General features: G+C 41.8%; 14 protein-coding genes. 7 read left to right on the forward strand and 7 right to left on the reverse strand.

From position 1 onward, the window contains the following. Positions 1-121: 121 nt before the first annotated feature. Positions 122-1,804 (forward strand): CotH kinase family protein, encoded by a 1,683-nt coding sequence (locus ABTV53_RS14675; RefSeq protein WP_433753959.1) that lies wholly within the window; start codon positions 122-124, stop codon positions 1,802-1,804. A 211-nt stretch (positions 1,805-2,015) separates the two neighbouring features. Here ABTV53_RS14675 and ABTV53_RS14680 read toward each other — a convergent pair whose 3' ends face one another. The 5 genes from ABTV53_RS14680 to ABTV53_RS14700 are packed head-to-tail and all read right to left on the reverse strand — an operon-like array spanning position 2,016 to position 4,329. Further along, positions 2,016-2,312: a spore coat protein gene (locus ABTV53_RS14680; RefSeq protein ID WP_339296867.1), complete on the reverse strand. Its 297-nt coding sequence runs from the start codon at positions 2,310-2,312 to the stop codon at positions 2,016-2,018. An 11-nt stretch (positions 2,313-2,323) separates the two neighbouring features. Continuing rightward, positions 2,324-2,524, reverse strand: coding sequence for a hypothetical protein (locus ABTV53_RS14685; RefSeq protein WP_433753961.1), 201 nt, complete (start codon positions 2,522-2,524; stop codon positions 2,324-2,326). Between the two features lie 31 nt (positions 2,525-2,555). Further along, positions 2,556-3,692, reverse strand: coding sequence for a zinc-dependent alcohol dehydrogenase (locus ABTV53_RS14690; RefSeq protein WP_433753962.1), 1,137 nt, complete (start codon positions 3,690-3,692; stop codon positions 2,556-2,558). Further along, positions 3,689-4,075 carry a spore coat protein gene (locus ABTV53_RS14695; protein WP_433753964.1) on the reverse strand — a complete coding sequence of 129 codons (387 nt, stop codon included), beginning with the start codon at positions 4,073-4,075 and terminating at the stop codon, positions 3,689-3,691. The genes ABTV53_RS14690 and ABTV53_RS14695 overlap by 4 nt, the downstream gene beginning before the upstream one ends. Positions 4,076-4,086: 11 nt before the next feature. Further along, complete coding sequence (locus tag ABTV53_RS14700; protein ID WP_251640556.1) at positions 4,087-4,329, reverse strand: spore gernimation protein GerQ; 243 nt, start codon at positions 4,327-4,329, stop codon at positions 4,087-4,089. A 178-nt stretch (positions 4,330-4,507) separates the two neighbouring features. Here ABTV53_RS14700 and ABTV53_RS14705 point away from each other — a divergent pair, with 178 nt between their 5' ends. From ABTV53_RS14705 to ABTV53_RS14725, 5 genes are all read left to right on the forward strand, one after another. Continuing rightward, positions 4,508-4,789: a hypothetical protein gene (locus tag ABTV53_RS14705; protein ID WP_433753966.1), complete on the forward strand. Its 282-nt coding sequence runs from the start codon at positions 4,508-4,510 to the stop codon at positions 4,787-4,789. Positions 4,790-5,049: 260 nt separating this feature from the next. Then, complete coding sequence (locus tag ABTV53_RS14710) at positions 5,050-6,144, forward strand: L-dopachrome tautomerase-related protein (protein ID WP_433754221.1); 1,095 nt, start codon at positions 5,050-5,052, stop codon at positions 6,142-6,144. 634 nt (positions 6,145-6,778) lie between these two features. Continuing rightward, complete coding sequence (locus ABTV53_RS14715; RefSeq protein WP_433753968.1) at positions 6,779-8,239, forward strand: spore germination protein; 1,461 nt, start codon at positions 6,779-6,781, stop codon at positions 8,237-8,239. Further along, positions 8,236-9,357 carry a GerAB/ArcD/ProY family transporter gene (locus ABTV53_RS14720; protein WP_433753970.1) on the forward strand — a complete coding sequence of 374 codons (1,122 nt, stop codon included), beginning with the start codon at positions 8,236-8,238 and terminating at the stop codon, positions 9,355-9,357. Before ABTV53_RS14715 ends, ABTV53_RS14720 begins: the two co-directional genes overlap by 4 nt. Beyond that, positions 9,354-10,442, forward strand: coding sequence for a Ger(x)C family spore germination C-terminal domain-containing protein (locus ABTV53_RS14725; protein WP_433753972.1), 1,089 nt, complete (start codon positions 9,354-9,356; stop codon positions 10,440-10,442). The genes ABTV53_RS14720 and ABTV53_RS14725 overlap by 4 nt, the downstream gene beginning before the upstream one ends. Before the next feature lie 162 nt (positions 10,443-10,604). Here ABTV53_RS14725 and ABTV53_RS14730 read toward each other — a convergent pair whose 3' ends face one another. Then, positions 10,605-10,946: a nuclear transport factor 2 family protein gene (locus tag ABTV53_RS14730; RefSeq protein WP_433753974.1), complete on the reverse strand. Its 342-nt coding sequence runs from the start codon at positions 10,944-10,946 to the stop codon at positions 10,605-10,607. A 41-nt stretch (positions 10,947-10,987) separates the two neighbouring features. Then, positions 10,988-11,782, reverse strand: a complete 795-nt coding sequence (locus tag ABTV53_RS14735; protein WP_433753976.1) for an SDR family oxidoreductase — start codon at positions 11,780-11,782, stop codon at positions 10,988-10,990. A gap of 179 nt (positions 11,783-11,961) precedes the next feature. Here ABTV53_RS14735 and ABTV53_RS14740 point away from each other — a divergent pair, with 179 nt between their 5' ends. After that, positions 11,962-12,843 (forward strand): LysR family transcriptional regulator, encoded by an 882-nt coding sequence (locus ABTV53_RS14740; RefSeq protein ID WP_433753978.1) that lies wholly within the window; start codon positions 11,962-11,964, stop codon positions 12,841-12,843. The last annotated feature ends 31 nt before the right edge of the window (positions 12,844-12,874 follow it).

The following is a 12,874-nucleotide window of genomic DNA, read 5'->3' on the forward strand; positions in this document are numbered from 1 at the left end:
TTGATTGTTGATTGAAGGGAAGTGCCGCAGTCTGAAATCTGCGGTGTATCTCATTCAGATTCATTTAAGCATTACTATCTATGATGTTTACATACAACAACAAAAATGAGGTGTGATAGCAATGAGTATATACAAATGGACTAAATTTATCGGTGTAGCAGTGCTATGTACTGCGATGCTGACGGCATGTAGCTCGGTTAATCAAGGAAATGGGGACTCAGAAAGCAACACAACTGAAACGGAACAAACGAATACGGATAATCAGAGTAAAACGGAAACAGCAGCATATGCTGATCAAATTAATAAGACGGAGGTTATGTCCATTTCGATTGATGTGGATGAAGAGGCTTGGAAAGAAATGCTGGATAATGCAAGCGAGGAGCAGTACATCTCAGCTAATATTACAATTAACGGAACGACGATTGAGAACGTCGGAATTCGTCCAAAGGGTAACTCCAGCCTTCGGCAGGTGGCTAGTGATGATACAACGGATCGATATAGTTTCAAAATCAAGTTTGATGAATATGTTAAGGATCAAACATGGATGGGATTGGACAAACTCGTCGTTAACAACATGATTAGCGATAGTAGCTATATGAAGGAATATTTAAGTTATGACATTATGAGTTACATTGGCGTGGACGCACCTTTATTTGCTTTTTCCAATATTAGTGTAAATGGAGAGACTTGGGGTTTGTATCTGGCTGTTGAGGATATAGATAGCGGATATCTCGCTCGTGCCAAGAATGATGAGGGTGAACTGTACAAGCCAAACAATGATGACAACATGGGAGCAGGAGGTATGGGAGGACCTGATGGCAATCCTTTTGCTCAAGGATATGGAGGAGATATGCAGGCTCCCAAAGAAGGTATGACCCCACCGGTTGGAGCAACCCCACCGGATATGAATAGCGGCACAGGGGAAGAGGGGAGCAATACACAAGCCGAAGCTGGCGGGAGAGGCAAGCGTGGTCCAGGTGGTATGGATGGAAGCGGCAATGGTGTTTCGTTGGTGTACACCGATGATGAATCGTCCAGCTATTCCGCCATTTTCGACAATGCTGAGACCAAAACAACCGAGGAAGATCATCAGCGTGTCATTGAAGCGCTCAAAAACCTGAGCACAGGCACCGATCTGGAGAAATATGTGGATGTGGACGAAGTACTGAGGTATTTTGCGGCCCACACGGTGGTTGTTAATATGGACAGTTACACATCCAACATGGGACATAACTATTATCTGTATGAGAACGACGGTCAGATCAGCATGTTGCCTTGGGATTACAATATGGCTTTCGGTGGATTTCAAGCGGGTACTGCATCCGATGTCGTGAATCTGGCGATTGATACGCCTCTATCAGGGGTCAGCCTGGAGGAACGCCCCATTTTGGACAAACTCCTTGAAGTGCCTGAGTATAAGGCCAAGTATCATGAATATTTACAGGAGATCGTAGATGGATACTTCGCAGACGGAAAGTTTGAAGAAAAAGTACAAAGTCTGAACGACATGATCGCGGATTATGTGAAGCAGGACCCTACGGCCTTTGTTACGTATGATAAGTACGAGACAGCTGTTACAGAATTGACCAAACTCGGGACGCTGCGTGCGGAAAGTATACAAGGGCAATTGGACGGAGATATCCCTTCCACGACCGAGAAACAAAAAGAAAACGCTGATTCACTGATTGATGCTTCTTCCATTGATCTGTCCAAACTGGGTGAGAATAATGCTCGAGGAGGCATGGGAATGGGAGGTAGCGGTCGTAGAGCTGCCGAGGTTAATCAGTCTCAGGAAGGAAAGTAAGTGACTTCCGTAAAGCAAAAAAGATAATCCTTAGGGGCGCATCGGAATGAGCTTCAAAACAAAACAAACGAAGGAAAAGGATCGCTTGTATAAGCTTGTTTCGTGATGTTGCTGAAAAAAAGACGGAGTATATCCGTCTTTTTTCATTGTTGAATTTTTTAATACAGGAACATTTTGTTCTCAGAAGTCTCTGCTTAAATCAAAAACGGTGTCAAGACGGAATGTTCATTGCCGTTTGAATGTTCTTCAGGTCGAGCTGAATTTGCTCTGGAATATGGTAGGGATGGTATAAGCCATGCTGTACCATGTAATTTGATATCTTTTCATGAGAGTCAATGGCTTCATCGAGCTGTTTCATCAAAATTTGCTTGATTTCGGGAGTGGCACATTCGGTCACAGCCATGGCGTAATTTCTGACTCCGCTCTTGGCATTTATCAACAGATCCATTGCGATTACGTCATCCGTTAGCGTATGAAGGCCTGCCATGTGTTCTAATATTGGGTTCATTTTGTAATCTCCTATACAGTAGCTTTAGTCAGCACTCCACCGAGCTCCTGAAGCTGCTGTTGTGATAATATCGCATCTTGTTGCAAAATTTGCTTGAGCTCCGGGTCGGTTACCAAAGCTTGCATGGTCTTGGATTTAGTCATGCAAACCGTCTTGAACGCAGCAATTTCATGTACCTCGAGTACCTCATGCAATGCGTATTTGGAATTCATTCGAATTGTCCTCCCATGTATCTATCCATAATTAAGGCTTTAAGATGACTTTAATGCAATTGTCCGTTTTTGTATCGAACACTTCATAGCCACGCTTGGCATCGCTGAGGGGAATGACGTGTGTAACGATGTCGCCAGGGTCCACTTTGCCAGACGTAACCAACTCGTACATATACGGCATGTAGTGAATGACCGGAGCTTGTCCGGAACGGATATTTACGTTTCGCTGCATGATGTCACCGAGCGGGAATCCGTTATAACGTCCGCCGTATACTCCAGTGACCTGGATGGTTCCGCCTTTGCGGACAGCCTGAGATGCAATGATAAATGCACTCATGGTGCCGCCTTGCAGTTTCAAACCGCTGGCTAAATATTCTAGATCGCTCATCTTCCCGTCCATTCCTACCGCATCAATCACGACATCGGCGCCGCCTTTGGTCATTTCCTTAAGCGTGTTCCCAATGTTCTGATCCTGTTCAAAGTTTACGATTTCGACGTTGTTCGTTCGTTTCGCATGCTGCAAGCGGTAATCAACATAGTCGACGGCTATAACGCGCTTAGCTCCTTTTAGCCAACAGAATTTCTGAGCCAGGAGTCCGACTGGGCCGCAGCCGAGCACGATGACCGTATCTCCATTCTTTACCCCGGCGTTATCTACGCTCCAGAATGCCGTCGTCATGGCATCGGCGATCAGACTTAGCTTTTCGTCAGGTTGTTCGCAGTTTTCAGGAATTTTGAAGTGGGTGAAATTGGCAAACGGAACCCGTAAATACTCGGCTTGCCCGCCAGGATATCCGCCAGTCGTTCCCGAGTAGCCGAAATATGCGCCCATATCGCCGTGTTCGTTGGAATTGTCACATTGGCTTTCCAGCTGGTTTTTGCAAAAAAAGCATTCTCCGCATGCGATGTTAAATGGAATGATTACACGATCGCCTTTTTTTACTTTTGTCACGCCAGGGCCTACTTCTTCCACGATGCCCATCGGCTCATGTCCGATGACATAGTTCTCCTGAAGGTTAGGTATCATCCCGTGAATCAGATGAAGATCCGAACCGCATATGGCGGTACTGGTGATCTTTACGATCATATCGTCCGGTTTCACGATCTTCGCATCCGGAACCTCTTTGACCACGACATTTTTAACCCCTTGATACGTTACCGCCTTCATGCGTTATGTCCTCCAATATGTTCATCTGGGGTCCGATCAAACATCCCTTTACGCGACGTATCACCCGGGAACAGATTCATCTGCCCGATCATCACCGTATTGTTCGCCGAAAGCTGGTCGAGTTGGTACTGTTCGTTTAGCTCGTAAGGATGGAACCACTTTTTGCGAATCATGAGCTCCGAGATTTCCTGGTGCATGGCGATTCCTTGTTTAAGCTGAGTGTGCAGAAGGGCTCTTACATCTGGTGAAGCCGTTTCCGTCAGGGCGATGGACAAATTACGCACACCTTCCTTGGCACGCATTAGGAAGTCCATGGCAAAAGTCATATCTGCCATTTCCGGCATATTCAATGAATTAATCGGGTCTAAATAATCGGTATTCATCTGAGCTCCCCTTAATGTGTTATAGGTGTCGGACTACTCGGAACAGGTGCCTGGAAAGGAGCTTTGGCATAAATGGCTTGCAGCTCGGCGATCTGTTGTATGGATTGAGTGACGTCTTTTTGCATTAAAGCTTTTAGCTCTTGGTCAAAGACAAGGCCTTGCATCAGTTTGGACTTGGCGATGCACAGCGTTTTAAAGTTTAAAGCTTCATGCAGTTCCATTGATTCGTGCGGTGCTAGTGTTGGGTTGTTCATGGAGAAACTGATCACCTCCTTCTTTTTCATCAACGTTAGATTTTCCAACAAATCGGATCTTATACTGAAATGGATTACCGAAGATAGAAGCTCCGAATATTCCCATACATTTGCAGGAATATAAACAAAATCTTAACCCGATACTTATTGTTGTTTACAAAAGGGAGGAGGACTCGCTGTGCCCAATAAAAACAAAATTGATCTAGCCACCAAAAATGCAAGAAAAGCGGCAGAAGGTGCACTTGAATCGAGTGGTAATACGCTGGAACAGCATGCATCTAACGCGGTTTCTGAGGTGCAGAAGGCTTTAAATCAGGCAATAAGCTCGATAAGTGAATCTAATGCGGCAACAAATTCACAAGCGTTGGAGACAGCAAGGCAGCAATTAACCCGAGCAGAGGAATTTTTAGATCAAGCGCAAACTTCAGCAAATACATTACGTCTGCCTGACCAACAATAAATGTTTTGGTACAGACGGGCTCAGCTGATCTCTTCTTTTTCGGGTCATGTGGAGTCAGACTTGCTAATGTTGAAGTAGGGTCGTCCGCATAAACACGGGAGAATCACCGTCAAAAGGCTTCGGCTTGCGCCGAAGTTTTTTTATATGTCTCGGTCATTTTCAAAAAAACACTTAGAAAAAGACGATTAAAGGCCAGGTATTAGAAAAAGTCTGGAACATATTATAGGTAATATCTATTCAAATATGTTAAGGAGGACATCATAAAACCTATGTTACCTATGGAAAAGTATTTCGGTAAGTTGGAACTCGTTCATTCCTTTTATGGGCCTATGCCTACAGGCGTTAGTGTATCCGAAACCGGGCGTATCTTTACTTGCTTTCCGAAATGGGGAGATGACGTTAGATTTACGGTAGCGGAAATTGTTGAGGGTCAGCTGCAGCCTTATCCTAATTTAGAATCGAATTTGTTCAATCCTTCGAATCTCACGATGTCCTTTATCAGTGTGCAAAGTGTTGTTACAGATGGAAGGGGAACCCTATGGGTACTGGATACGGCTGCACCTAATTTTTCTGAGCCTATGAAAGGTGGGGCAAAATTAGTCGCGGTAGATTTAGAAACAAATACAATAAGAAAAGTATATACATTTGCAGATGATGTAGTCTTGCCGACAACATATCTGAATGATGTCCGATTTGACTTTCGTGTAGGTAACGCAGGTTACGCATATATTACGGATTCTTCTTCCAATGGTCCAGGCGCTATTATCGTCGTAAATTTAGAAAATGGAAATGCGTATAGACGGTTGAATGGAGCAAGCTCAACCTCACCCGATCCCTATTTTGTACCGAAAGTGGAAGGTGAAATTTTGATGAATCGGAACGCGGATGGTTCGACATCTCCCTTTCGATTGGCCTCTGATGGTATAGCCATTTCCCCGGATGGCAAAATGTTATTCTATTGTCCCTTAACCAGTCGTCAGCTATATTCGATCTCAACCGAATCGTTAAGAGACAGAGTAATACCCGATTTCAAGTTAAGTGATCTTGTGCAGTATTGGGGAGAGAAGGGTGCATCGGATGGCATGATCACGGACGCAAAAGGAAACGTTTATGCTGGAGATTATGAAAACGATAGTATTCGCAAGATATTACCGAATGGAATCATGGAAACCATCGCCCATGACCCCAGAATCTTATGGCCGGATACTTTTTCTATTGGTCCGGATCAATACTTATATGTAATTGTGAACCAATTACATAGGCAGGCCAGATTTCATTACGGAAAAGACCTGCGACAAAAACCCTATAGTTTACTACGTATGAAAATAGATGAATTACCTGCTCCTACCTTTTGATATATTGCGTAAGTCGATCAGCCCTGAGACATCATTAAACAATTGAACAACAAGCTCTGAAATAAAAGAGAAGTTCCTTGAAGTGATGGACGAATATCTAGACGAGTATGATAAGGTCGGCAGAGAGGTCGAACGTTTTACAACCTACGAGCAACTATATGCCCATTATATGAATCACTGACCTTACATTCATTTATAAGTCCGCGGAGACGGGACTGTAATTGAAGGTAAAACAACGGTAGAGGTTGCGAAGTCAGCAGGGGATAAAAAGGTTGAAGTTATTAAATGAAGAAGTTAGGTGCAACTCTAGTAGTCCCAATCAGGGGTATTCGAAGCACCTGATGCGAAAGCCAACGGAATCAAAACCAACAGTGGTTGCAACTAAAAAAACATTAATCGTTAATTTATTGACCTCAGCTCGCTTAACCCGGCTGAGGTTTTTTCATATGCATTGAAAAAAATGCAGATTACCACATGCATTCTCACCGAGTAAAAAGAATCCTGATCCAGATTTCCATCTCATTCTCGAACATGTTGAGGCTTAGTATACACATTGCCGGTCGTATGATTTTTCGATTACAGGACAAGATATTAACCTTAGACCGTTTTGATTACTTTGATAAAGGAGAAGACCATGGTTGAAAAAAACGAGCCTCAAATGAAAAATCATCAAAAATCTACATGGCTTGATGTTTTAAAACAACTATTAAACCATATGGAAGACGCTGAAATCATTGAACACAAAATAGGTACGAGTGCTTCAGTCCATCTTATATTTATAAAAACGTTAATAGATCAAGAACGTTTAAACGAGGCGATTATTCAGCCACTTCATCAATCAGGCGGAAATTCGCTTTCTTCATGCATCATCAATTCCGAAGTTTCGGAAGTTAAATCGCTCGAAGATGCTGGGCAAAAAATAATGCAAGGATGTATCCTTCTCTACGATTCCGTCAACGATCAATGGCTAGGCGTTCAATTGGAAAATCCTCTTGGCCGGGCAGTTGAACCTTCCCAAACGGAAACGGTCATATATGGGGCGAAAGACAGTTTCAGTGAGCAAATCGATAAAAACATTACAATGTTGCGCAGACGTTTGCCTATAACGACATTAAAAACAGAAAGCTTTACGATCGGATCACTTAGCAAAACGAAGGTTGTGTTAATGTACATAGACGGAATCATTAATCCTGAATTTGTTTCCATTGCAAGAAAGAAAATTGAAAGTGTGGATTTCGATCAGTTTCTAGACTCCGCACAGCTTGCAGCTTTTATTGAAGATCATAACCATACAGTCTTTCCGCAGTTTCTACAAACGGATCGGCCGGATGCCTGTGCCTACGCCTTAGGTGAAGGTAAGCTGACTTTATTGGTCTCCAATTCACCGTTTGCTTTAATTTGTCCCATTACATTATTTCATCTCTTCCAATCGCCAGAAGACTACTTCCTGCGTTGGCCAGTCGCCAGTTTCTTGCGTTTAATGAGGTATGGAAGTTTTATTATTTCTTTGACGATGATTCCTTTTTATGTAGCATTAACGACATTTCATTACCAAATGGTTCCGCTGCCGATTCTCTTCGTATTATTGGAATCGAGAAGCAAATTGCCTTTTACTCCTTTTGTGGAAGGACTTTTCATGATCATAACGCTGGAAATCATCAAAGAAGCCAGTTTGCGAATGCCGACCAAAACGAGTCAAACTTTAGGGGTTATCGGCGGTATTGTCATAGGACAAGCAGCTGTGGAAGCAGGCTTTGCAAGTAAAGTACTCATTGTTCTGATGGGCATATCGGCTATTGCTTTCTTTTTGGTCCCCAACTATCAAATGACCAAATCCATGGTTCTGTTGCAAGTGTTTCTTCTTGTCCTTGCATCGGTTCTTGGGCTTCCAGGAATCGTGGTCGGGCTAATCGGGATTCTTGCGCATCTCCATGCATTAACGTCATTAGGTCAACCTTATCTGGCACCTCTTTCTCCTTTTTACGGGAAGGATTGGATTGACCTCTTTATTCGCGGGCCTTTGATTTGGATGAAAACGCGTCCGAGTAATCTAAAACCATTACAGAAATGGCGACAGGAGAAGATGAAGAAATGAAGACTCTATCCTTATTCAAACAAACTTCCACCCTTGGTGGCATCCATTTCCTTCTATTGGTTAATCGTACGCAAATGCATTATTTTGTTCTAATCATGCCCGTTTATTTGGTCCATTCCTACATGGTTTGGGGAATTATCGCCTTGGGGCTGCTGTCTCAACTTAATTTGATGATGCTGTCCAGGTGGTTTGCTTCCAGTTATGCAGCCAAAGGCTATCAAGGATTTGTACAGCTTTTTGGAAAACGAACGGTTCACATTTTAGCGATACTTGGTTTTTTGATAATACTGTTGAAAATTTCAATCATCACTCTGGGTTACGTTGAAATGCTCCATAGTTTTATTTATCCATCAATGAATAAAACGTGGCTAATCCTCGTTATTCTATCGATCAGTTTATTTGTGGCTTCACATGGCATGGAGAAAACATTACGTTTTGTCGTTATCACCTTTCTATGCGGGGCGTGGATCTTAATCATGTTTATTCCTTTTTTCTTTTCATCGATTTCAGATTACCGCGATTTGTATCCTCTAATCCCCACCGAATGGTCAGGGCAATCATGGCAGAGTTTGTTGTTTATATGGTCGGCATTTTCAGGTCCAGTGTATTTGGCCTTTATTGTTCCATGGCTAAGCTCCAACACAAAAATAACCAAATATCTTGTCATGGGCAACATGCTGACGATTTTGGAATATTCATTATTGTTCATAGCTTCGGTATTGTTCTATGGTTCCAACTTCTTAAGCAAGATCAACTTTCCGGTAGCATACATGGGGAGCTATCTTCAAACGAGCGGTTTAGAACGAATCGAGTACATTCTTATCTCTTTCCATATGTTTAATTACGTATTTGACATTTCAATTCTGTTGTTGTGTTTTTATGGAGCTGCAAGAGTTTTTATGAAAAAAATGAATTCAAGTACAACACTGACTGGATTGTTGTCGAGTTGGTTCGTCATTTTGATAAGTATCATCATCATGGATCAATGGTTATGGCAAACGGTTCCGGGTCAAACGATGTTACTGAACCTTCAAATCTGGCTAGGAGCATTCATTTATTTGCTTGTTCCTGCGATCCTTTTCACTGTGGTTAAACGAAAGGAGAGTATGCAGGCATGATACCATACAAGTATTATGGTTTATTGGCGATTGTAAGCCTTATGTGGATAACCGGCTGCTCTGCTCCATATGCCGAAAACAATCTGATCGAAGAGATCGCTCCGGTCGTTTTCTGGTCGGTTGACAAGGGGACGGAGGGAAAGTTTAAAATCAGCACTTTAGTACCACCACTCATCAAAGAAAAAAAACGATTTCTCTCCAAGGAAGTTGATCTGATAAAGCAGGGAGGCAAGGAGTTTAATTTAATTTATTATCGGGAACTGAAACAGGGGCAGCTGCGAATATTATTAATCAATGAGAAACTGGCAAAAGAAGAAGGTATTGAAAAGCTGATCAATACGATATTGGTAGATCCCGATATTTCAATGCGTGTCTATTTAGTGGTTGTTAGAGGGGATTTTGATGAATACATAATAAATCAATTGACGAAGCAAGAAAACCAAGATTATTTTCTTTATCGGATGCTAAGGCATTACGAGAAGCATAACCAGGGTGAAATGAGCATTGTCAATATTCATCAATTTATGAAGAAGTTATATTCTCCTCTTAAGGATCCGATTCTTCCCGTTTTTCAAGCGGATAAGAACAATTTCAATTACGTTGGAACGGCCATGTTCCGAAATGGCAAAGAAACAATGGTCACTCAAGACGTAAGCGATGAAATTTTTCAACTTCTGGATAACGACCATTTCTTAAAAGTCTTGGCCATTCCAAAGTTATCGACCAGTTTAGGACGTGTTCGATCCAATATTCGCATGAAACTATCGAGTGACTATTCATCCTTGTCTTTACATGTGGTACTGAAAGGAAGAATTGAGGAATATCAGGGAGATAAGAATATTCAAAACGAGGAAGAATTGGAACATTTCATTCATGAGATTGAGGTATATCTTGAGGAACAAACGTCAGTATTATTAAAAAACATGCAACGGTTGAAAGTGGATCCCTTAGAAGTCGGCACACATTCGCTTAAGCCGTTTTCTAAACAACTAACGGAAGAGCAATGGCTAAAATATTGGGAAAATATGAAAATTAATGTTGACTTCGACATCAAAATACAGCCTTTAATTAATGTTGAACGGTAGCCGTGATTAAAAACATGCCAATATAGTGAGTGATATCCTCATATCTGAATGAAACTAATATTTAAATATGCCCCCACATGATCAAATACATCATTGTGGGGGCATTTTGTTCAAATCATGTACAAAGAGTGCAGCTCATGCGGACAAGCCATTTAAATACCTTTAGAAAATGGAAAGTCTGACGATCTTATCGTCAACAATAACAAAATGATAATTTAATAATAGTGGATCGGGTAGTCCAGTCTTGTCATAAGTACCATCCAGCTTGCATGTTAACACAATTTCGTCACCTATTTTTTTTGCTTTTGTTGGCTCTAAGGTTACATTCGCCGCAAAATGGTTTAGATCACTCCATTCCCGAATCGCCTGTTTGCCATTTCGCTTTTTTCCTTCATCTAACACAACGGCATTCTCTGAAAAACAATCTATAAACACTGCGGGGTCTGGCTTGTTGGATGCAGTAATGTATTTGCCAATTACAGATGGTAAATGATTGAGATCCATATTATACTCTCCCTTTATTAATTCATTTTATTAATTCGATATTAGACGGTAGGGATCGTTCCCCCATCTATGACATATTCACTACCTGTAATAGAAGCTGCTCGGTCCGAGACCAGAAATGCAACCAGCTCAGCGACTTCTTCAGGAAATCCTGGCCGACCAATTGGAATACCTCCGAGTGAAGTCATAAGTTGTTCAAGCGCACTTTCTCGACTTCCGGTTTCCGTTGCGATCCGATCAATTAATGCGTCAGCTGCTTCTGTCTGAATAAACCCGGGAGACAACGTATTTATGCGGATTCCTTGTGGGGAAAATTCATTCGATAATCCCTTGCTATAGTTAGTCAGCGCGGCTTTTGCAGATGCATAAGCCAGTGTGGTTTCATATAAAGGCAAACGTCTCTGGATGGAAGTGAAATGAAGAATAACGCCCGAATTATTTTTTAACATAAGTGGAATTAAGCCACGATCAAGTCGAACTGCTGCGAGCAAATTCCAATTTAATGTATGAAGCCAATCCTCATCACTCAATACAAGTGCACCTCCTGGTGGTGTCGTTGATCCACCTACGCAATGGACAATAATATCGATACCTCCAAGTTGCTCTTTTACTGCTGTGATTATTTGCTCTATCCCTTCAGGTGTGGCGACATCTGCTTGCACAAATTTGACTGAATTTGGTAAGTCAGTTGATAGGGAACGGGCAGTAGTAAGGACTGTAGCTCCGCCGTTTGCAAGTCTTTTTACAACAGCTTGCCCCATTCCCTTTGTTCCTCCGGTTACAATCACCTTTTTACCTTCAAATTCCGATACAGAAAACTCAAATTGTTTATGCATAACTATTCCTCCTAGTAATGGTATTCAATATTTAATTTAAAATTGCTCTGTCTCTAAAGCTGGATGAGTTGTTCGAGAGGAGCTAGAACTAATATTACACTTGCCACTTTCATAACGTCCAATTTATTATAATAATAAAATTGATGAATGATATTAATATATATGGGGGGATAGTTTTAATGGAACTTACACAATTGGAATACTTTATGACCGTTGCACAGCTTGAACATATGACCTTAGCCTCCAAAAAACTCGGTATTACTCAGCCAGCGTTAAGTCATGCAATTGCCAAGCTTGAAAACGAAATAGGAGCACCTTTATTTGAGCGAAATGGACGAAATATAAAGCTGAACCGAAACGGTACTATGTTCTCTAAATGGATTGGTCGAGCCCTACAAAATATTGAAAATGGTCTAAGGGAAATCGAAGAGTGGTCCAATCCGGATACGGGTGTGATTACGTTGTCTTATCTAAACATTCTCGGGGTTGAATTAATCCCTAGCCTGATCCGGAGTTATCAATTGAAGTATCCCAAAGTTCGGTTCGAATTGACACAAGGGAACTTAGGGGATATTGATGAACATCTGGAGCAAGGATTTTCGGATGTTATGATTACATCAAGGGAATCTACTATGGATAATCATCACTGGAAGACTATTCAGAATGTTCCTTTATACATTGTTGTTCCCTCCCAACATCGTTATGCAGATTGTAGCGCTCTTAGTTTGGCAGAGCTGTCTGGCGAGCCATTTATAGGATTGAAAAACAACTGTGGATTAAAAGCAACGATTATATCCCGGTTCCGACATACCGGATTTTTTCTTGCTTCGGCTTATGAAGCGGAGGACCTGATCACTGTAGCCGGTTTTATAAAGTCGGGTCTAGGTGTATCAGTACTGCCTAAGACGCTAGGGTTGATGTTAGATGAATTGGTCTGGATCCCTATCATTGATGAAGGATGGTACTGGGAAATAGGGTTAAAGTGGAGAGATGATCATAATATTTCCCCAGCAGCTAAAAGGTTTATTGCATATGTGGATACTTTACTTCAAGGAGAATGACCGCCAAAATTTTTAGTTTTGAAAAAAAATT

It is taken from the genome of Paenibacillus amylolyticus (genome assembly GCF_050990605.1).
Taxonomy (GTDB): domain Bacteria; phylum Bacillota; class Bacilli; order Paenibacillales; family Paenibacillaceae; genus Paenibacillus; species Paenibacillus amylolyticus_H.